This window comes from Paraburkholderia silviterrae, assembly GCF_004353915.1.
Taxonomy (GTDB): Bacteria; Pseudomonadota; Gammaproteobacteria; order Burkholderiales; family Burkholderiaceae; genus Paraburkholderia; species Paraburkholderia silviterrae.
This window is the reverse complement of the sequence record NZ_SMRP01000005.1, coordinates 37,998-59,178: the sequence shown is the minus strand read 5'-3', so window position 1 is coordinate 59,178 and position 21,181 is coordinate 37,998. Positions and strand designations below refer to the sequence as shown.

The window sequence follows — 21,181 nt, the reverse complement described above, 5'->3', positions numbered from 1 at the left end:
GGCGTGAAGCGGCGCTCGCCACCTTCATCGCGTGAACGGAAGGGGCGCTGGCCTTCGTCACCGCTGCGAGGCGTGAAGCGGCGTTCGCCGCCTTCGTCACGTGACCGGAAGGGACGCTGGCCTGCGTCACCGCTGCGGGGCGTGAAGCGGCGTTCGCCGCCGTCGTCACGTGAACGGAAGGGACGCTGGCCTGCGTCATCGCTGCGGCGCGTGAAGCTTCGTTCGCCGCCTTCGTCGCGTGAACGGAAGGGACGCTGGCTTGCGTCATCGCTGCGACGCGGGGGGCGCCGCTCGCCGCCTTCATCGCGCGCACGGAAAGGGCGTCGCTCATCGCCTTCGGCGCGGCGTGCCGGCCGCGAATCGCGGTCCCACGATTTGGCGCTGTGCGGCGCGTCGTCCCGGGCGCTCGAATCGCGGCGGCGACGCTCGTCGCCATAGCCGCCGCCTTCGCGCGGCGCGCGAGCGGGACGGCCCGACGTGTCGCGCTCGCGCGCCGTCGCCGGTTTCCCGGAGGTGGGTTTCCCGCCCGGCTTCGCCGCGGACGGGCGCGCTTGTGCGGGCCGCCCTTCAGCTGGCCGCGCCTCGGCCGGCCGCACCGGCTTGCGGGCGGTGGTGCTGCCGCGGCGGACGGGCGCGCGTTCGGGCGTGGTCGGGCGCGGATGTTTGGCTGTCAGTTTGGCTCGCATGGTTCTACGTCTTTCGCTGTTGCATTCACACTGCTATCGCGCGCAGCAGTTCGGTTTCGACGCGGATCTGCTGGCGGTTGTCGGATAAACCCGAGCCGTCGAGCAGAAACACGTCCTCCACGCGCTCGCCGAGCGTATTGATCCGCGCCGCCTGGACGCCGATGCGGTGCTCGGCCAGCACGCGCGCGATGGAATAAAGGAGGCCTGGCCGATCGTTCGCCGATACGGACAGGATGTAGTATTGGCCGCGCTCGTCGGCCCGCAGGTCGACCCTTGGCGTGACCGGGAAGGTGCGCGACAGGCGCGAGAGCCGCCCTTTCGATGGCTCGGGCAGCGCATTGCCGGACGCACTGAGGCGCTGGGCGAGCTCCTGCTCGACCAGGTTCGCGATATCGCGGTAATGCACATCGCCCTCGGTGTGGGCGACGATGAAGTTATCGAGCGCATAACCGTGGCGCGTCGTGCTCACGCGCGCGTCGAGCACGGACAGGCCGCTGCGGTCGAAATAGGCACACATGGTGGCGAACAGGTCCGGCCGGTCTTTCGCGTAGACGAGCACTTGCAGCGCCTCGCCGACCGGTGAGGGCCGCGCGCGCACGACGGGCGAGGGCGTCTCCACGTGGCGGTAGAGCACGCGCGTCTGCCACGCGATGTCGGCGGCGTCGTGGCGCAGGAAATAGCCGACGTCGAGCTTGTCCCACAGCGCACGGTGCGCATGCTCCGGCACCGTTTCGAGGCGCAGCAGCGCGAGCGCCAGCTCCTGGCGCGTCTTGAGCTCGGAGTGCGCGTCGGGCTCGGCGCCGCCGAGCACGGCGAGCGCCGAACGGTAGAGGTCCTCGAGCAGCTTGCCTTTCCAGTTGTTCCAGACCTTGGGGCTCGTGCCGCGGATATCGGCGACGGTCAGCAGATAGAGCGCCGAAAGCCGCCGCTCCGTGCCCACCAGATCGGCAAAGCGCTTCACCACTTCGGGGTCGCTCGTGTCCTGCTTTTGGGCGACCTGGCTCATCGTCAGGTGCTGCTGCACGAGCCAGACGATCAGGTCGGCGTCTTCGCCGACGATGTCATGCTCGCGGCAAAAACGCCGCGCGTCGGCCATGCCGAGCTGCGAATGGTCGCCGCCGCGCCCCTTGGCGATGTCGTGAAAGAGCGCCGCCACGTAGAGCACCCAGGGCCGCTCGAAATTGGCGATGATCTGGCTGCAGAACGGGTACTCATGCGCGTGCTCGGCAACGGCGAAACGGCGGATGTTGCGCAGCACCATCAGGATGTGCTGATCGACCGTGTAGACGTGATAGAGGTCGTGCTGCATCTGCCCGACGATGCGCCGGAAGTTCAACAGATAGCGGCCCAGCACGCTCGTCTGGTTCATGAGCCGCATGGCATGCGTGATGCCCGCGGGCTCCTTGATGATCGCCATGAAGAGCCGGCGGTTTTCCGGATCGCGGCGCCAGTGCTGGTCCATCTTCTCGCGCGCGTTGTACAGCGCGCGCATGGTGCGCGCCGAAAGCCCCTTCACGCCGGGCACTTGCTCGTAAAGCAGAAAGGCTTCGAGGATGGCGTGCGGTTCGCGCTCGAACACGTCGTCGGTCACGATTTCGATCATGCCCTGTTTTTCGACGAAATGGTCCGAGAGGGTGCGCGTGACGCCGCTCGTGCTTGGGAAGAGCTGCGCCTCGATGTTCTGGATGAGGATGGTCGAAAGCTGCGTGACCGCCTTGGCGGCCCAATAATAGCGGCGCATGAGATGCTCGCTCGCGCGCCGCGCCGCACTTGCCGAGTAACCGAAGCTTTCGGCCACGCTTGTCTGCAGGTCGAATACGAGGATGTCCTGGCGGCGGCCGGCGAGGACGTGCAGGCGCGCGCGCAGCGTTTTCAGGAACGCCTCGTTGCGGCGCAGCTCGCGCGCTTCGCGCTCCGTAATGAGTCCGCGCTGATCGAGCTCTTTCCAGCTGCTGCCAAATGCCGCGGCCTCCGTGACCCAGAGGATCAATTGAAGGTCGCGCAGGCCGCCGGGGCTTTCCTTGACGTTGGGTTCCAGCGCGTAAGGTGTGTCCTGGAAACGCGCATGGCGCTGGCGCATCTCCAGCACTTTCGCCTGGAAGAACGCGCGCGGGTCCATGGCGTCGCGGTAGCGCTGCGCGAAGTCGCCGAACAGAGTCGGGCTGCCCGTGAGGCGGCGCGCCTCGAGCAGCGACGTGCGCACAGTCACGTCGTTGGCGGCCTCTTCGAGGCATTGCGAGACGCTGCGCACGCTACTGCCGATTTCGAGTCCAAGGTCCCACGCAAGGCCGATGAAGCGCTCGATGCGCGCTTCGAGCGGCGCAAGCGCTTCGTCGTCGGGGAGCAGCACGAGAATATCGACGTCGGAGTACGGCGCGAGCTCGCCGCGCCCGAAACCGCCCACGGCGACGAGCGCGAGCGAGGCCGGCAGCTCGCACAGGCTCCAGGCGCGGCGCAGGGTGTCGTCGGTGGTGCGGGCGAGCGCCCGCATCAGCGAGTCGACGTTGGCCGCGCTCTTGAAGCGTTCGAGCAACACGGCCTTGGCGGCCTTGTAGTCGGACTTCAGCGACGACGTATCGGGTGCGGCGACGGCGGGAACGCTCATGGGCTTCGATGCGCTTGGCGCGGTTGGGAGGAGGCCCGGCCGGGCGGCGGACCGTGCGGGCGCGGGGTGATGCCGGTTTGTGCCTGGTCGTGCCTGATTGTGCCTGGTGGCTACCTGGTAGGTGCCAGTCGGCCCTGGCAATGCCAGTTGATACCTTATTGGGACCCGGTTTGGTGCCTTGGGTTGCTGCCTTGCCGCGTCGTTTCCTTGCCGCTCGTTTTCAGGGCGTGGTGCTGAGTGCGGCGCCAGGCCCGGTTTGCACCGGCGGCCGCACACCCACGCCTGATCAGGCCGCGGTGCCCGCCATCTGCGCGACGATAGCCGGCTTGGCCGGCGTGCCGGCCGAAACCGTCAGCACTTCATAGCCCGTCTCGGTCACGAGCACGGTGTGCTCCCATTGCGCCGAGAGGCTGCGGTCCTTGGTCTTGACCGTCCACTGGTCCGGCATGGTGCGGATCTCGCGGCGGCCGGCGTTGATCATCGGCTCGATGGTGAAGATCATGCCGGGCAGCAGTTCGACGCCCGTGCCGGGGCGGCCGTAATGGAGCACCTGCGGCTCGTCGTGGAACACCGTGCCGATGCCGTGGCCGCAATATTCGCGCACGACGCTGTAGCCCTGCGATTCCGCGTAACGCTGGATGGCATGGCCGATATCGCCCAAATGGCCGCCCGGGCGCACCTGGTCGATGCCGAGCCACATGCATTCATAAGTGGTCTGCACGAGGCGCTTCGCGAGAATCGATCCTTCGCCGACGATGAACATGCGGCTCGTGTCGCCGAAATAGCCTTCCTTGATGACGGTGATGTCGATATTGAGCGTGTCGCCGTTCTTCAGCGCCTTGTCGCCCGGAATGCCGTGACAGATCACGTCGTTCACCGAGGTGCAGATGGCCTTCGGGTAGGGCGGGTAGCCGGGCGGCTGATAGTTCAGCGGCGCGGGCACCGTGCCTTGCACGTTGGTCATGTATTCGTGACAAAGCCGGTCGAGCTCGCCCGTCGTGACGCCCGCTACGACGAACGGCGTAATGTAGTCGAGCACCTCGCTCGCCAGCCGGCAGGCGACGCGCATCTGCGCGATGTCGTGTTCGTTCTTGATCGAAATGGCCATGGTGTGCGCCCGAAAATGCAGTCGAATATGAAATTATCGCACCTTATCCACACGGTCGCAGGCTTTTGAGAAGTGTGGCGGGCGCCGTGAGGCGCGCCGGCGCACTCCCTCCGAGGGTAATAGCTGGCTTGAGTGCGGTCAGTTTTACGTGCTATAATCTTCGGCTAAGTCGCTCGCTGTATCTTTCCGATGAGACTAGTGCGGAGGGGTTCGGGAGTCGATTATGCCTGCTGTCGCCGCGGGCAAAAAATACCGGCGTCGAGTTAGTAGAAATTGTTGAAATCGCAAGCCGGCGCACCCAGGGTGTCGGGCGCGCCAGTCCTGAAAGAGGGCGGCGCACCGATACGGCAGCCGGCTTAAGACCCAACCCTAGCGGAGAATTGAAACATGGCAGTTACCATGCGCCAAATGCTGGAAGCAGGTGTCCACTTCGGTCACCAGACGCGCTTCTGGAACCCGAAGATGGCCCCCTTCATTTTCGGTCATCGCAACAAGATTCACATCATCAACCTCGAAAAGACGCTGCCGATGTACAACGACGCACTGAAGTACGTGCGTCAGCTGGCATCGAACCGTGGCACGATCCTGTTCGTGGGCACGAAGCGTCAATCGCGCGACACGATCGCTGAAGAGGCAAACCGCGCTGGTATGCCGTTCGTGAACGCACGCTGGCTCGGCGGCATGCTGACCAACTTCAAGACGCTGAAGGTTTCGATCAAGCGCCTGAAGGACATGGAAGCAGCTGTCGAGGCAGGCGAGCTCGAGAAGATGAGCAAGAAGGAAGCGCTCCTGTTCGAACGCGAAATCGCCAAGCTGCAAAAGTCGATCGGCGGCGTGAAGGACATGGGCGGCATTCCTGACGCAATCTTCGTGGTCGACGTCGGTTACCACAAGATTGCCGTGACGGAAGCCAACAAGCTGGGCATCCCCGTCATCGCCGTGGTCGACACGAACCACTCGCCGGAAGGCATCGACTACGTGATCCCGGGCAACGACGACGCCAGCAAGGCTGTCGCGCTCTACACGCAAGGCGTGGCTGACGCGATCCTGGAAGGCCGTGCGAGCGCGGTCAACGAAGTGGTCGCGGCCGTGCGCGGCAACGAAGGCGACGACGAGTTCGTCGAGGTCAATCCGGAGGCGTAAGCCGCCCCGTGTCCGGCAAGAAAAGGGGGCTTTCCATAGGCCCCTTTTTTTTAAGCCGTGGCGTTCGAAGCCGCGTCATATGGGCGGCACCGTAGTCCTGTAGAAGCAGCTGTAAAAAAGCGTTTCAGCACGGCATTTACGGAAACGAATTCCTGCTGGCCGCATCGAATCATGCGGTTGGCGCGTACCAGTCAGATTCAAGGAGCGAATGATGGCGGCAATTACCGCAAGCATGGTGGCAGAACTGCGCGCGAAGACCGACGCGCCGATGATGGAATGCAAGAAGGCGCTGACGGAAGCCGACGGCGACCTGGCACGCGCTGAAGAACTCCTGCGCGTCAAGCTCGGCAACAAGGCGAGCAAGGCAGCATCGCGCGTGACGGCTGAAGGCGTGATCTCGTCGTTCATCGGCGGCAACGCTGGCGCTGTGGTCGAACTGAACTGCGAAACCGACTTCGTCGCGAAGAACGACGACTTCCTCGCGTTCGCGAACAAGGTGGCCGAGCTGGTCGCCACGCAAAACCCGGCTGACGTCGCTGCCCTGTCGGCACTGCCGCTGGAAGGCTCGACGGTCGACGCAGTGCGCCTCGCCCTCGTCGGCAAGATCGGCGAAAATCTCTCGATCCGCCGTTTCGCGCGCTTCGAAACCGCCAACAAGCTGGCTGCGTACCTGCACGGCACGCGCATCGGCGTGCTGGTCGAGTACACGGGCGCAGAGGAGCAAGTGGGCAAGGACGTCGCGATGCACATCGCCGCGATGAAGCCGGTCTCGCTGTCGTCGGACGACGTGCCGGCCGAGCTGATCGCCAAGGAGCGCAGCATCGCCGAGCAGAAGGCTGCCGAATCGGGCAAGCCGGCTGAGATCGTCGCGAAGATGGTCGACGGCTCGGTCCAGAAGTACCTGAAGGAAGTCTCGCTGCTGAACCAGCCGTTCGTGAAGAACGACAAGCAGACGATCGAGCAGATGCTCAAGGCTGCTGGCGCATCGGTGCAGAAGTTCGCCCTCTTCGTGGTCGGCGAAGGCATCGAGAAGCGTCAGGACGACTTCGCAGCCGAAGTGGCCGCGCAAGTCGCTGCTGCAAAGCAGCAATAAAGGCCGCGCAAGCCTTCAAGCACGCCTTACCGCAGTAAAAGCCTCACTGCAGTACCGTAGCAAGCCGCGGCGGAGTGATCCGCCGCGGTGGGCAGCGTAGCGACGCCCGATGTAGCGGCGCCTTGCGCGGCGGACTCCCGCCGCGCCCCGTGGCGCAAATCTTCGCTATTCTGGCGGCGCTTGCCCCAAGCCGTATTTCACCCCTACAGTTTCAAGTTATTGCCCTTTGCGCGCGATCCTGGATACCTCCATGCCCACACCCGCCTATAAACGCGTCCTCCTCAAACTTTCCGGCGAAGCCCTCATGGGCGATGATGCCTTCGGCATCAACCGCGCCACGATCGAACGAATGGTGGCAGACGTGGCTGAGGTGGTGCGCCTGGGCACTCAGCTCGCAGTCGTGATCGGCGGCGGCAACATTTTCCGCGGCGTCGCGGGCGGCGCGGCCGGCATGGACCGCGCGACCGCTGACTACATGGGCATGCTCGCCACCATGATGAACGCGCTCGCACTGCAGGACGCCATGCGTCACGCGGGTATCGAGGCGCGCGTGCAGTCGGCGCTGCGCATGGACCAGGTGGTCGAGCCGTACATTCGCCCGCGTGCGATTCGCCAGCTCGAAGAGGGCAAGGTCGTGATCTTCGCGGCAGGCACGGGCAACCCGTTCTTCACCACCGACACCGCCGCCGCGCTGCGCGGCGCGGAAGTCGGCGCGGAAGTCGTGCTCAAGGCCACCAAGGTCGACGGCGTCTACTCGGCGGACCCGAAGAAGGACGCTTCGGCCACGCGCTACTCGACCATCAGCTTCGACGAGGCAATTGGCCGCAACCTGCAGGTGATGGACGCAACGGCGTTCGCGCTGTGCCGCGACCAGAAGCTGCCCATCCGGGTTTTTTCCATCGTCAAGCCGGGTGCACTCAAGCGCATCATTCAAGGCGAAGACGAAGGCACGCTCGTCCACGTGTAAACTCTCGTCTCACGCGAGACACGAACGCGGGCCGCGCCGCCCCTTGAGCGCGCTGGCGGGCCCGTACCGTAATGAAGATTCGGAGGTATCAAAATGGCTGTGGCTGACATCAAGAAGGGCGTTGAGCAGAAAATGCAGCGCTCGATCGACGCGTTCAAGAGCGACCTGGCGAAGATCCGCACGGGCCGCGCCCATACCGGTCTGCTCGATCACATCCAGGTCGACTACTACGGCTCGCCCGTGCCCATCTCGCAGGTCGCGAACCTCACGCTCGTGGATGCCCGCACGATTGGCGTCCAGGCGTGGGAAAAGAAGATGGTGCCGGTCATCGAAAAGGCGATCCGCGAGTCGGATCTCGGCCTGAACCCGGCTACGCACGGCGATCTGGTCCGCGTGCCGATGCCTGCGCTGACCGAAGAGCGCCGCAAGGAGCTCACCAAGGTCGTCAAGAACGAAGGCGAAACGGCCAAGGTGGCCGTGCGCAACCTGCGTCGCGACGCCAATGAGCAACTCAAGAAGCTCGTGAAGGACAAGGAAATCTCGGAAGACGACGAGCGCCGCGGTGGCGACGACGTCCAGAAGTTGACGGACCGCTTCGTGACCGAGATCGACAAGCTCGTCCAGACCAAGGAAGCAGAGATCATGACGGTCTGAGGCCGTCAGGCTCTCAATTCCGCCAGGGTTTCTTTTTCCCTATTGTCCGTATCTGCAGTTTTAGTCTGACGGCCATGACCTATACCAGCTCAACCGTTCGCGTGCCCGACGTGGCGGCCGTGCCGCGCCACATCGCGATCATCATGGACGGCAATGGCCGTTGGGCGACTCAACGCCGCTTGCCGCGCGTCGCAGGCCATACGCGCGGCGTGGACGCCGTGCGCTCGGTCGTCGAGGCCTGCGTCGAGCGTGGCGTCGAATACCTCACGCTGTTCGCCTTCAGTTCGGAGAACTGGCGACGTCCGACCGACGAAGTCTCGTTTCTCATGCGCCTGTTCGTCACCGCGCTCGAGCGCGAAGTGGCGCGTCTGCATGCAAACGGCATTCGGCTGCGCGTGGTCGGCGACCTGTCGATGTTCAACGAGCGCATCCAGGACCTGATCCGCCGCGCGGAAACCAAGACCGCGCGCAACACCCGTCTCACGCTGACCATCGCCGCGAACTACGGCGGCCGCTGGGACATCATGCAGGCCACCCGCAAGCTGGTCGAGGCCGCCGCCGCTGCCGGCGAGCCGGTGCCGGTTACCGAGGACACGATCGGCCAGTATCTGGCCATGAACTACGCGCCGGAGCCGGATCTCTTCATTCGCACGGGCGGCGAGCAGCGCGTGAGCAATTTCTTGCTCTGGCAGCTCGCATACGCAGAATTTTATTTCACCGACACGTTCTGGCCGGACTTCAATGCCGATGCGCTCAATCGCGCCATCGCTTCCTACACTGAACGTGAGCGCCGCTTTGGCCGCACGAGCGCCCAGCTCGAAAACCAATCCCAGAACGCCGACTCGCTTTCATGCTAAAGACCCGTGTCATCACGGCGATCGTCCTGCTGGCCGTCTTCCTGCCGGTCACGCTGTTCGCGCCGGTGGCCGCCTTTGGCGCGCTGATCGGCCTCGTGGTGCTGTTCGCCGCATGGGAATGGGCGCGTTTGCTCAAGGCCGGCCCAGCGGGTTCGATCGTCTATGCGGCGGTTGCGGCATTGGCCGTGGCTGCGAGCACGCGGCTCGAGTCGACGCACTCCCTGTATCAGGCCGCCGGCATCTTCTGGCTCGTTGCCGGCCCCTACGTGCTCGTACGCAAGCCGACGCTCGCAGCGGGTGTCTGGCGCGCATTTCTGCTCGCAGCCGGGCTCGTGATCTTCAGTGCCTGCTGGCACGCGCTCGTTGCCGCGCGCACGGTGGGCGTGGCGTTCGTGCTCTCGCTGCTGCTGGTCGTCTGGCTGGCCGATATCGGCGCATACTTTGCGGGTAAGGCATTCGGAAAGCATAAGCTCGCGCCCGCGATCAGCCCCGGCAAGACCTGGGAAGGCGCCGTGGGCGGCTGGGCGGCCGTGATGGTGGTGTCGGCCGCCGCGCTCGCGCTGCACGCGTTCGAGCCGACCCTGTATTCCGCGCTGGCGGCCCGTCTGGGTCTCGTCCGCGCGCTCTTCGTGCTTACCGTGCTGGTCGCGTTCAGCGTGATCGGCGATCTGTTCGAGTCGATGACCAAGCGCCAGGCTGGCGTAAAAGACTCGAGCGGCCTCCTGCCAGGCCACGGTGGCGTGCTCGACCGCATCGACGCGCTGCTGCCGGTGCTGCCGCTTGCCATGCTGCTCCTTGGTTAGAGGCGCTCGGCTTAGAGACAATGGAAATGCAAAAACGACTCACCTTGCTCGGGTCCACGGGCTCGATCGGAGACAGCACGCTCGACGTGGTCGCGCGTCATCCGCAACGCTTCTCCGTCTACGCGCTCACCGCGCACCGCAACGGCGACAAGCTCGTCGAGCAATGTCTGCGTTTCGCGCCTGAAGTGGCCGTGGTCGGCGACGCCGACACGGCCGCGGCGGTCGAGCGCAAGCTGCGCGCCGCCGGCTCGAAGACCGTCGTGACGTATGGGCCGCAGGCGCTCGTCGAAGTCGCGAAGAGCGATGCGTGCGACACCGTGGTCGCGGCCATCGTGGGCGCGGCGGGTCTCGTGCCCACGCTAGCGGCGGCGCAGGCCGGCAAGCGCATCCTGCTCGCGAACAAGGAAGCGCTCGTGATGTCGGGCGATATCTTCATGGATGCCGCGCGCGACAACGGCGCGGTGCTGCTGCCGGTGGACAGCGAGCACAACGCGGTGTTCCAGTGCCTGCCGTCGGAAGGCACGAAGCATGGCGGCGTGACGAAGATCATCCTGACCGCTTCGGGCGGCCCGTTCCGCACGCGCGAGCCGTCCACGCTCGTCGACGTGACGCCGGACGAGGCCTGCAAGCACCCGAATTGGTCGATGGGCCGCAAGATCTCGGTCGACTCGGCCACGATGATGAACAAGGGCCTCGAGGTCATCGAGGCGCATTACCTGTTCGGTCTGCCGGGCGAGCGCATCGACGTGCTGATCCACCCGCAGAGCGTGATCCATTCGATGGTCTCGTACGCGGACGGATCGGTGCTCGCGCAACTGGGCAACCCGGACATGCGTACGCCGATCGCGCATGCGCTGGCGTTCCCGGACCGCGTGGATTCTGGCGTCGCGCAACTCGATCTCGCGCAGGTGGCGACGCTCAATTTCGAAAAGCCGGACTACGCACGTTTCCCGTGTCTTGCGCTGGCAATGAAGGCGCTGGCCGAAGGCGGCGTGGCGAGCGCCACGCTCAACGCGGCCAACGAAATTGCGGTGGAGGCGTTTCTCAATCGCCGCATCGGTTTCATGGCGATCGCGCAGACGGTCGATGCCGTGCTCAATGCGCTGGACAATCGCAGCGCCGCGAGCCTCGAGGTCGTGCTCGAAGCCGACGCAGCCGCGCGCCGCGCGGCGCTCAAGATCATCGACAGCCTGCCGGTGCCGGCTTGATGGCCCGCTCGGGCCGCGCCTGGACTGCGTTCAGGCTGCCCGAAAGGTCATGAGGGCTTGCTCGCAGGCCCGTCCGCCCGCCCATGCGGCCGGCCCCGCACTGGCGCGCTGCTTCCAGCAGAGGAGGTGCATATGAATCTGCTCACTGAATTGGTGGCTTTTGTCGTGGCGATCGGCGTACTCGTCGTCGTGCACGAATATGGGCACTACAGCGTCGCGCGATTGTGCGGCGTCAAGGTTTTGCGGTTCTCGATCGGCTTTGGCAAGCCGCTCGTGCAATGGGTCAACAAAAAGAGCGGCACCGAGTGGACGATCTCGGCGCTGCCGCTCGGCGGCTACGTCAAGATGCTCGACGAGCGCGAGTCGCAGGACACTATCCCCACGGATGATTTGCCGCATGCCTTCAATCGGCAGTCGGTGGGAAAACGCATTGCCATCGTCGCTGCCGGGCCGGTAGCCAACTTCATTCTTGCCATCGTGCTCTTCGCGGCGGTGTACGCAAGCGGCGTAACCGAGCCGAGCGCGATCGTGGCCGCGCCGCCGGCGCAAACGGTCGCCGCGCAGGCGGGGTTCCAGGGCGGCGAAACCATTGTCTCCGTGAGCAACGCCAGCGGCAGCGACACCGAGCGCGTGCGCTCGTGGGCGGACCTGCGCTGGAAGCTGCTGTCGGCTGCCTTCGATCAACACCGCGTGGTGCTCGCCGCGCGTGACGGCGGCGGCACCTACGACTTCCCGCTCGATCTCTCGCGCCTCACCAGCAAGGATCTCGACGACGACTTCATGTCGAAGCTCGGCCTCGAGGCCGGCGGCAGCAAGCTGACGATCGCGGGCGTGGAGGCGGATAGCGCGGCGCAGCAAGCGGGGCTGGCAAAGGGCGATCGGCTGGTTGCGATCGATGGCCGTCCCGTTGACAGCGCAAGCACTTTCATCGCGTACGTGAAGGCCCATGCGGGCAAGCCCGTGCATTTGCAGATCGTGCGCGACACCAACGCGCAGAACGTTGCGCAAGGCGCGCAGGCTGGCCAGGCGCAGACGATGACGCTCACAGTCACGCCGGCCGCGCAGCGCGACGGCGAAACGGGTGAGGAGGTGGGGCGAATCGGCGCGGCACTCGCGGCGCAGGCGCCAACGGTAGACGTGCGCTACGGGCCGATTGAGAGCGTGCAGCTAGGCGCGTTGCGCACGTGGGATATCGCCATCTACTCGTTGCGCATGTTCGGCCGCATGCTCACCGGCGAAGCGTCGCTGAAGAATCTGTCGGGCCCTGTGACGATTGCTGACTATGCGGGCAAGAGCGCAAGACTCGGGCCGTCCGCGTTCCTGTCGTTCCTCGCCCTTGTCAGTATTAGCCTCGGGGTACTCAACCTGCTCCCAATTCCGGTTTTGGACGGGGGGCATCTGTTATATTATGCGGTTGAAGCCGTAACGGGCAAAGCCGTCTCGGACCGCTGGCAGCTCGTGCTGCAGCGCGCGGGACTTGCCTGCATCGTCGCACTGTCGGCGATCGCGTTGTTCAACGATCTGGCTCGGTTAATCCATTTTTAAAGATGTCTGGCGGCGTCCTCGGGCGGGCCGCCCGATCTGATGCAGCTATACACACTGGGGAAGCACGTTGTTTAGACCTCATCGCTTGGTTCCAAAAACGGTTGCGGCCGCGGCGATCGCCGCACACGGCCTCGTCGCTCACGCAGCGACAACGCCTTTCGTGGTACAGGACATCCGCATCGAAGGCCTGCAACGCGTCGAGCCCGGCACGGTGTTCGCGTACCTGCCGATCAAGCAGGGCGATACGTTCACCGACGACAAGGCCTCCGAAGCCATTCGCGCATTGTATGCGACAGGTTTCTTCAACGATGTGCGCATCGCCACCGAAGGCGGCGTCGTCGTCGTGCAGGTTCAGGAGCGCCCGGCGATCGGCACGATCGACTTCGCGGGCATCCACGAATTCGACAAGGACAACCTCACGAAGGCGCTGCGCGCAGTCGGCCTCTCGCAAGGCCGCTACTACGACAAGGCGCTCGTCGACAAGGCCGAGCAGGAGCTCAAGCGCCAGTACCTCACGCGCGGCTTCTACGCAGCCGAAGTCACGACCACGGTCACGCCGATCGACCGCAACCGCGTAGGCCTCTTGTTCTCGGTGGTCGAAGGCCCGAGCGCGAAGATTCGCCAGATCAACTTCATCGGCAACAAGACGTACAGCACGAGCACGCTCCTTGGGGAGATGCAGCTGTCCACGCCGAACTGGTTCTCGTGGTACACGAAGAACGACTTGTACTCGAAGGAAAAGCTCACGGGCGACCTCGAGAACGTGCGCTCGTACTACCTGAATCACGGCTATCTCGAGTTCAACATCGACTCGACGCAGGTCTCGATCTCGCCCGACAAGAAGGAGATGTTCCTGACGATCGGGATCCACGAGGGCGAGCCGTACAAGATCTCGGGCATCCATCTGGCCGGCAATCTGCTCGACCGCGAGGCCGAGCTCAACAAGCTGATCAAGATCAAGCCGGGCGATCGGTTCTCGGCCGAGAAGCTGCAGGCCACCACCAAGGCAATCGTCGACAAGCTCGGCGAATACGGCTACGCGTTCGCAACCGTCAATGCGCTGCCGCAGATCAATCAGGCCGATCACACGGTCGACCTCACGCTGCAAGTCGACCCCAGCCGCCGCGTGTACGTGCGCCGCATCAACGTGATCGGCAACACCCGCACGCGCGACGAAGTCGTGCGCCGCGAAATGCGTCAGCTCGAAAGCTCGTGGTTCGATTCGAACCGCCTCGCGCTCTCGAAGGACCGCATCAACCGTCTGGGCTACTTCACCGACGTCGACGTGACGACGGTGCCCGTGGAAGGCACGCCCGACCAGGTGGACGTCAACGTCAAGGTCGCCGAAAAGCCGACCGGCGCCATCACGCTGGGCGCGGGCTTTTCGTCGACGGACAAGGTGGTGCTCTCGGCGGGCGTTTCGCAGGACAACGTGTTCGGCTCGGGCACGAGCCTCTCGGTCAACGTCAACACCGCGAAGTCGTACCGCACGCTGGCCGTCACGCAGGTGGACCCGTACTTCACGGTGGACGGCATCAAGCGCATTACCGATGTCTACTACCGCACGTACCAGCCGCTGTACTACTCGACCGATTCGAGCTTCAAGATCATCACCGCGGGCGGCGACCTGAAGTTCGGCATTCCGTTCTCGGAAGTCGATACGGTCTATTTCGGCATCGGTTTCGAGCAGGACCGCCTCGACGTCGACCAGTACACGCCGCAAAGCTACATCGACTACGTGAACGAGTTCGGCCGCGTGTCGAACAACGTGCCGCTCACGATGGCCTGGTCGCGCGACGCGCGTGACAGCGCGCTGATCCCGAGCCGTGGCTATTTCACGCAGGCGAACGTCGAATGGGGTACGCCCATTGGCTCGACGCCGTACATCAAGACGGACGTCCAGGCGCAGTACTACTATTCGTTCGCGCGCGGCTTCGTGCTGGGCCTGAACTTCCAGGCGGGCTACGGCAAGGGCCTCGACGGCAAGCCGTACCCGATCTTCAAGAACTACTACGCGGGCGGTATCGGCTCGGTGCGTGGCTATGAACCGAGCTCGCTCGGTCCGCGCGACGCCAAGACGAACGACCCGATCGGCGGTTCGAAGATGGTGGTGGGCAACATCGAGCTCACGTTCCCGCTGCCGGGCACGGGCTACGATCGCACACTGCGCGTCTTCACCTTCGTCGATGGTGGTAACGTCTGGGGCGACGAGGGCAACACCAGCACGGGCGCGAACGGCCTGCGCTACGCCTACGGTGTGGGTCTCGCGTGGATTTCGCCGATCGGCCCGCTCAAGTTGAGCCTTGGCTTCCCGATCCAGAAGCACGAAGGCGACCAGTACCAGAAGTTCCAGTTCCAGATCGGTACGGCCTTCTGACGAGGCATGCGGGAACCGGTATTTACAGAAACGAGAGGATAACTTTGCTAACGGGACTGTTTTCCAGACGGACGATCGGGGCCTTGACGCTGTCGCTGGCGATGCTCGCTTTCGGCACGGGCGTGGCCCATGCGCAGGAAGCGAAAATCGCGGCGGTCAACTCCGACCGCATCCTGCGCGAATCTGCCCCTGCGAAGGCCGCGCAAACCAAGCTCGAAGCCGAGTTCGCCAAGCGCGACAAGGACCTGCAGGACATGGCGCAACGCCTGAAGGCCCTGTCGGATGCCCTCGACAAGAATGGGCCGGGCATGGCGCCGGGCGACCGCGCGCAGAAGCAGCGCGATCTGTCGCAACTCGACAGCGACTTCCAGCGCAAGCAGCGCGAATTTCGCGAAGACCTGAACCAGCGCCGCAACGAAGAGCTCGCGGCGGTGCTCGACCGTGCGAACAAGGTGATCAAGCAGATCGCCGAGCAGCAGCACTACGATCTGATCGTGCAGGAAGCGGTGTACGTGAGCCCGCGCATCGACATCACCGACCAGGTCCTGAAGGCGCTCGCAGCGTCGAGCGGCACTGGCAGCAGCAATTAAGGCAGGAGCAGCAAGCGCATGGCTTTTACGCTTGAGGACATCGCCGGGCGGTTCGGCGGCGAAGTGATCGGCGACCCGACGCAACGTGTCGGCTCGCTCGCGCCGCTCGACCAGGCCGGTCCGCAGCAACTGGCGTTTCTCGCCAACCCGAAGTACCTGTCGCAGGTCGAAACGACCCGCGCAGGCGCGGTCCTCATCAGCCAGGACGATCTCGAAAAACTGGCTTCCCGCGAAGGTCGCAACTTCATCGTCACACCCAATCCGTATGCTTATTTCGCGCGCGTTGCGCAGGCGTTCATCGACCTCGCCGCGCCGAAGGTGCAGCCGGGCGTGCACCCGAGCGCGCACGTCGACGCTACGGCAAAGATTGCCGCGAGTGCGGTGATCGGCCCGAACGTCACGGTGGAGGCGGGCGCCACGATCGGCGAGCACGTGCGGCTGGATGCCAACGTGTTCATCGGCCGCGGCACCCAGGTGAGCGAGGGCGCGCACTTCTATCCGGGCGTGACGGTTTATCACGGCTGCAAGATCGGTGCGCGCGTCATCGTGCACGCGGGCGCCGTGATCGGCTCGGACGGCTTTGGTTTCGCACCCGACTTCACGGGCGAGGGCGACGCGCGCACGGGTAGCTGGGTGAAGATCCCGCAGGTCGGCGGCGTCTCGATCGGGCCGGATGTCGAGATTGGTGCAAACACCACGATCGACCGTGGCGCCATGGCCGACACGATCATCGAGGAGTGCGTCAAGATCGACAACCTCGTGCAGATCGGCCACAACTGCAAGGTCGGCGCATACACCGTGATAGCGGGCTGCGCAGGCATCGCGGGCAGCACCACGATCGGCCGCCATTGCATGATCGGCGGCGCGGTCGGCATCGCGGGGCACGTCACGCTCGGGGACTACGTGATCGTCACGGCCAAGTCCGGCGTGTCGAAGTCGCTGCCCAAGGCCGGGATCTACACGAGTGCGTTTCCCGCGGTCGATCACGCCGACTGGAACAAGAGCGCCGCGCTGCTACGCAATATCGACAAGCTGCGCGATCGTATCAAGGCGCTCGAGGCCGCCCAGAAGCCGCAAGACGGCGCATAACAAGGCAGGTCAGCGAAACCCGGGCTACGCGCCCCGGTCTGCGTGACCCGGGGCATTACGCATGCACGAAGTGCCGCGCGTGGCGCATACTGCGCCTGAAGCGCGGGCCGCAGGGGTGCCGCGGGAGCCGGGTTTTGCATGCCGGGCACTTCAGACATCGCATTCGACAGTCACACGCAATTCCTGCGTGAGCAGAAACACCATGAACATCGAAAAACTCAACTTCGACATCCACAAGATCCTCACGCTGCTCCCGCACCGTTATCCGTTCCTGATGGTGGACCGGGTCATCGAGCTCGAACCGCACAAGAGCATCAAGGCGTTGAAGAACGTGACCGTCAATGAGCCCTTTTTCACGGGCCATTTCCCGCAACGCCCAGTCATGCCCGGCGTGATGATCCTCGAAGCGCTCGCGCAGACGGCGGCGCTGCTCACGTTTTCGGAAGAAGAGCAGGACTTCGAGAACACGCTGTACTACTTTGTCGGCATCGACGGTGCGCGCTTCAAGCGCGTGGTCGAGCCGGGTGATCAGCTCATCCTGAACGTGACGTTCGAGCGCTACATGCGCGGCATCTGGAAGTTCAAGGCACATGCCGAAGTGGAAGGTTCCGTCGCGTGCGAGGCGGAACTCATGTGCACCGTCAAGAAAATGGACGCGGCGCAATAAGATGCGCCCCCGCGTGGCGCTGCGCCCTCCAGCCTTGGCAGGGCACCGCGGCACGGCAACAGAATCGGAGAGCGAGGACGAATGAGCAGGATCCATCCCACTGCGGTCGTCGAGTCCGGCGCGCAAGTCGATGAATCGGCCGAGATCGGGCCCTATGCGGTGATCGGTGCCAATGTCACCATCGGCGCGCGTACGAAGGTCGGCTCGCACAGCGTGCTGGAAGGCCACACGACGATCGGCGAAGACAACGCGATCGGCCACTATGCGATCGTCGGCGGCCGTCCGCAGGACATGAAGTACAAGGGCGAGCCCACCAGGCTCGTGATCGGCAACCGCAACACCATCCGCGAGTTCACGTCGATCCACACGGGCACGGTGCAGGACACCGGCGTCACGATCGTCGGCGACGACAACTGGATCATGTCCTACGTGCACGTCGGGCACGATTGCCGGCTCGGCAACAACGTGATCATGTCGAGCAACGCGCAGCTCGCGGGCCATGTGATCGTGGACGACTACGCGATCGTCGGCGGCATGACGGGCGTGCATCAGTTCGTGCGCATCGGCGCGCACTCGATGGTGGGCGGCGCATCGGCGCTCGTGCAGGACGTGCCGCCGTTCGTGGTCGCCGCGGGCAACAAGGCGGTGCCGCATGGCATCAACGTCGAGGGGCTGCGCCGCCGCGGCTTCTCGCCCGACGCAATCTCGGCGCTGCGCGCGGCCTACCGCGCGCTGTACAAGAACGGCCTGTCGCTTGAAGAGGCGAAGGTGCAGCTCGCCGAGCTCGCACAAGCGGGTGGCGACGGGGACGTGCACGTGAAGGCGCTGCTCGATTTCGTCGAGCAGTCGCAACGCGGCATCATCCGCTAACCGATGGCGCTGCAAACCCGTCCGCTGCGCCTCGCCATGGTCGCCGGGGAGCCGTCCGGCGACCTGCTCGCGGCGTCGCTGCTCAAGGGGCTCGTCGGCAGGCTGCCCGATAGTGCGCAGTACTATGGAATTGGCGGGCCGCGCATGCAGGCCACCGGTTTCGACGCGCATTGGCCGATGGACAAGCTCACGGTGCGCGGCTACGTCGAGGCGCTCAAGCATATTCCCGAGATCCTGCGCATTCGCAGCGAACTCAAGCATCAGCTGCTCGCGGACCCGCCCGACGTTTTCATCGGCGTGGATGCGCCCGATTTCAACTTCGGTCTCGAACACCCGTTGCGCGACGCGGGCATTCCCACGGTTCATTTCGTGTGCCCGTCCATCTGGGCGTGGCGCGGCGGCCGCATCAAGAAGATCCAGAAGGCCGTGGATCACATGCTCTGCGTGTTCCCGTTCGAGCCGGCGATCCTCGAGAAAGCCGGCGTGGCGGCGACCTACGTGGGGCATCCGCTCGCCGACGACATTCCGCTCGAACCGGACGTGCCCGGCGCGCGCCGCGCACTCGGCTTGCCCGAGAGCGGACCGGTGATCGCCGTGCTGCCGGGCAGCCGCCGTTCCGAGATCAGCCTGATCGGCCCGACGTTCTTCGACGCGATGCAGATCATGCAGCAGCGTGAGCCGGACCTGCGCTTCGTGATGCCAGCGGCGACGCCGGCGATCCACGCGCAGTTGCAGGAACTCGCGAACCTGCACCAGGGCCTCGCGCTCACGATCATCGACGGTCAGTCGCAAGTTGCGATGACCGCCGCCGATGCGATTCTCGTGAAGAGCGGCACGGTCACGCTCGAGGCGGCGCTGCTCAAGAAGCCGATGGTCATCTCGTACAAGGTGCCCTGGCTTACGGGGCAGATCATGCGCCGCCAGGGCTATCTGCCGTATGTCGGCCTGCCGAATATTCTCGCAGGGCGTTTCGTGGTGCCCGAGATCCTTCAGCACTTCGCGACGCCCGAGGCGCTCGCGGACGCGACACTCACGCAGCTGCACGACGAGGCGAACCGGCGCACGCTCACCGAAGTGTTCACGCAGATGCACCATGCGCTGCGCCAGAACACGGCGGAGCGTGCGGCGGAGGTGGTCGCGCGGGTCGTGGAGACTCGCAGGGGGCAGGCATGACCGAGGGTACGATCAAGCGTGCTCGCGCGAAGGCGCCAGCGTCGAAAGCCGCGGGGAAATCCGCGGCCAAGGCGCCCTCGAAAGCGGCAGAAAAGCGCGCCGCGCGGCAGGTGTGGGCGGAGCAGGCGGGCTTGCTGTTCGAGTCGCCTGACGACATCGTCTGCGGCGTGGATGAGGCTGGACGCGGGCCGCTCGCCGGCCCGGTGATGGCCGCCGCCGTGATCCTCGATCCGGCCCGGCCCATTGCCGGCCTCGACGACTCCAAGGCGCTCACGGCGAAAGCGCGCGAAGCGCTCTACGACCTCATCGTCGAGCGCTCGCTCGCGTGGTGTGTGGCGTCGGCGAGTGTCGAGGAGATCGACTCGCTCAATATCCTGCACGCGACCATGCTGGCGATGCGGCGCGCCGTGGAAGGCCTGAGCGTGACGCCCACGCTCGCCAAGATCGACGGCAACCGCTGCCCGGTGCTGCCGGTGCGCAGCGAGGCCGTGATTGGCGGCGATGCGCTGGTGCCCAGTATTTCGGCGGCGTCCATCATCGCGAAGGTCACGCGCGACCGGATGCTGCTGGAGCTGCACGCGGCGTTCCCCGTCTATGGGTTCGACGCGCACGCGGGCTACGGCACCGCGCAGCATCTGGCTGCCTTGCGCGCGCATGGCCCGTGCGAGCATCATCGGCGCTCGTTCGCGCCCGTGCGCGAGGCCTATGCACTGCATGGCATCGCGCTGCCCGGCGCGGTAAAGGTCGGCAGCGCCGCCGGTCCGGACGACGGTTTCGCACGAGCCTGAGCCCCGCGATGCCGCTGCCTGCGCAATCCGGCGCCGCCTCGTGCGGCGCCGTTTTCCTTTCCATTCATCCTTTTTCAGATCTCGAGTCCCGCCCGTGAAAGCCATTACATCGCGCGACAACCCGCTCTACAAGCGCCTGAAGGCGCTGGCCGGCTCGACGCATCAGCAGCGACGCAGCCATCAGGCCTTGCTCGAAGGCTTCCACCTCGCGAGCGCGTGGCTCGACGGCGGCTCGCAGCCCGAATATTGCGTCGTGACCGAGGGTGCGTTCGCGCATGCCGAGGCGCAGGCCATCGTCGCGCGCGTGGATGAGGGCCGCGTGGTCACGCTGCCCGATGCGCTGTTCGGTCAGCTCTCGAACGTCGTGCATGGCGTGGGCATGCTGCTGCTCGTGGACATGCCCGAGACGCATCTGCCCACGCGCGTCGAATCGACCTGTCTCGTGCTCGATGGTTTGCAGGACGCGGGCAACGTCGGCTCGATCCTGCGCAGCGCGGCTGCCGCAGGCATCGACAAGGTCTTCTGCACGCCGGGAACCGCCTACGTGTGGTCATCGAAGGTGCTGCGCTCGGCAATGGGTGCGCACTTCCTGCTGCAGGTCTTCGATAATGTCGATCCCGAAGCGCTGATCGACATGCTCGGCGTGCCGGTCGTGATCACCGACTCGCACGGTGCGAAGGCCATCGACGAGAGCGACCTCACGGGGCAGGTGGCGTGGGTTTTCGGTAACGAAGGGGCGGGAGTCTCGCAGGTGTGGCGCGACGCGGCGGCGTGGCGCGTGACGATTCCGCAACCGGGCGGCATGGAGTCCCTGAACGTGGCGGCGGCGGCGGCCGTGTGCCTCTTCGAGCAATGCCGTCAGCAGCGCCACGCGCGCTGAGCGTCGCCTCGATCGCTTCGAGTCGTTGCAACAAAAAGGCCTGCAAATGCAGGCCTTTTTCGTTTCCGTAGCTTCCGG

Annotated in this window: 18 protein-coding genes and 1 pseudogene; 16 read left to right on the top strand and 3 right to left on the bottom strand. The window is 65.1% G+C overall.

Annotated elements, in window-relative coordinates; all coding sequences use genetic code 11:
- From EYW47_RS40845 to map, 3 genes and pseudogenes are all read right to left on the bottom strand, one after another.
- A pseudogene (locus EYW47_RS40845) lies at positions 1–686 on the bottom strand (pseudouridine synthase); the annotation flags it as partial.
- A gap of 25 nt (positions 687–711) precedes the next feature.
- Complete coding sequence (locus EYW47_RS12560; protein ID WP_133195179.1) at positions 712–3,291, bottom strand: [protein-PII] uridylyltransferase; 2,580 nt, start codon at positions 3,289–3,291, stop codon at positions 712–714.
- Positions 3,292–3,577: 286 nt separating this feature from the next.
- Positions 3,578–4,399, bottom strand: a complete 822-nt coding sequence (map, locus tag EYW47_RS12555) for a type I methionyl aminopeptidase (RefSeq protein ID WP_133195178.1) — start codon at positions 4,397–4,399, stop codon at positions 3,578–3,580.
- A 387-nt stretch (positions 4,400–4,786) separates the two neighbouring features.
- Here map and rpsB point away from each other — a divergent pair, with 387 nt between their 5' ends.
- The 16 genes from rpsB to EYW47_RS12475 all read left to right on the top strand — a co-directional run bounded on the left by rpsB (position 4,787) and on the right by EYW47_RS12475 (position 21,103).
- Positions 4,787–5,542: a 30S ribosomal protein S2 gene (rpsB, locus tag EYW47_RS12550; protein WP_133195177.1), complete on the top strand. Its 756-nt coding sequence runs from the start codon at positions 4,787–4,789 to the stop codon at positions 5,540–5,542.
- 211 nt (positions 5,543–5,753) lie between these two features.
- Entirely contained in the window at positions 5,754–6,635 is an 882-nt protein-coding gene (gene tsf / locus EYW47_RS12545) for a translation elongation factor Ts (RefSeq protein ID WP_133195176.1), read from the top strand.
- Positions 6,636–6,885: 250 nt separating this feature from the next.
- Positions 6,886–7,602, top strand: coding sequence for a UMP kinase (gene pyrH / locus EYW47_RS12540; protein WP_028219492.1), 717 nt, complete (start codon positions 6,886–6,888; stop codon positions 7,600–7,602).
- Positions 7,603–7,695: 93 nt separating this feature from the next.
- The gene (gene frr, locus EYW47_RS12535; RefSeq protein WP_133195175.1) at positions 7,696–8,256 is read left to right on the top strand and encodes a ribosome recycling factor; all 561 of its coding nucleotides are present in this window, start codon (positions 7,696–7,698) and stop codon (positions 8,254–8,256) included.
- A 74-nt stretch (positions 8,257–8,330) separates the two neighbouring features.
- A complete protein-coding gene (locus tag EYW47_RS12530) occupies positions 8,331–9,113 on the top strand; it encodes an isoprenyl transferase (protein WP_133195174.1) in 783 nt (260 codons plus the stop codon).
- The gene (locus tag EYW47_RS12525; protein WP_133195173.1) at positions 9,107–9,916 is read left to right on the top strand and encodes a phosphatidate cytidylyltransferase; all 810 of its coding nucleotides are present in this window, start codon (positions 9,107–9,109) and stop codon (positions 9,914–9,916) included. The genes EYW47_RS12530 and EYW47_RS12525 overlap by 7 nt, the downstream gene beginning before the upstream one ends.
- A 26-nt stretch (positions 9,917–9,942) precedes the next feature.
- Entirely contained in the window at positions 9,943–11,124 is a 1,182-nt protein-coding gene (locus tag EYW47_RS12520) for a 1-deoxy-D-xylulose-5-phosphate reductoisomerase (RefSeq protein ID WP_133195172.1), read from the top strand.
- 132 nt (positions 11,125–11,256) lie between these two features.
- Entirely contained in the window at positions 11,257–12,669 is a 1,413-nt protein-coding gene (gene rseP, locus EYW47_RS12515; RefSeq protein ID WP_133195171.1) for an RIP metalloprotease RseP, read from the top strand.
- A 67-nt stretch (positions 12,670–12,736) separates the two neighbouring features.
- Positions 12,737–15,046, top strand: a complete 2,310-nt coding sequence (gene bamA, locus EYW47_RS12510; RefSeq protein ID WP_133195170.1) for an outer membrane protein assembly factor BamA — start codon at positions 12,737–12,739, stop codon at positions 15,044–15,046.
- Between the two features lie 44 nt (positions 15,047–15,090).
- Entirely contained in the window at positions 15,091–15,636 is a 546-nt protein-coding gene (locus EYW47_RS12505) for an OmpH/Skp family outer membrane protein (RefSeq protein WP_133195169.1), read from the top strand.
- A gap of 18 nt (positions 15,637–15,654) precedes the next feature.
- Positions 15,655–16,725, top strand: a complete 1,071-nt coding sequence (gene lpxD, locus EYW47_RS12500) for a UDP-3-O-(3-hydroxymyristoyl)glucosamine N-acyltransferase (protein WP_133195168.1) — start codon at positions 15,655–15,657, stop codon at positions 16,723–16,725.
- A gap of 202 nt (positions 16,726–16,927) precedes the next feature.
- Entirely contained in the window at positions 16,928–17,392 is a 465-nt protein-coding gene (fabZ, locus tag EYW47_RS12495) for a 3-hydroxyacyl-ACP dehydratase FabZ (protein WP_028219501.1), read from the top strand.
- Positions 17,393–17,473: 81 nt separating this feature from the next.
- Entirely contained in the window at positions 17,474–18,262 is a 789-nt protein-coding gene (gene lpxA, locus EYW47_RS12490; protein ID WP_133195167.1) for an acyl-ACP--UDP-N-acetylglucosamine O-acyltransferase, read from the top strand.
- Between the two features lie 3 nt (positions 18,263–18,265).
- A complete protein-coding gene (gene lpxB, locus EYW47_RS12485; protein WP_133195166.1) occupies positions 18,266–19,435 on the top strand; it encodes a lipid-A-disaccharide synthase in 1,170 nt (389 codons plus the stop codon).
- Positions 19,432–20,223 (top strand): ribonuclease HII, encoded by a 792-nt coding sequence (gene rnhB, locus EYW47_RS12480; RefSeq protein WP_133195165.1) that lies wholly within the window; start codon positions 19,432–19,434, stop codon positions 20,221–20,223. The genes lpxB and rnhB overlap by 4 nt, the downstream gene beginning before the upstream one ends.
- Before the next feature lie 94 nt (positions 20,224–20,317).
- Positions 20,318–21,103: a TrmH family RNA methyltransferase gene (locus EYW47_RS12475; RefSeq protein WP_133195164.1), complete on the top strand. Its 786-nt coding sequence runs from the start codon at positions 20,318–20,320 to the stop codon at positions 21,101–21,103.
- The last annotated feature ends 78 nt before the right edge of the window (positions 21,104–21,181 follow it).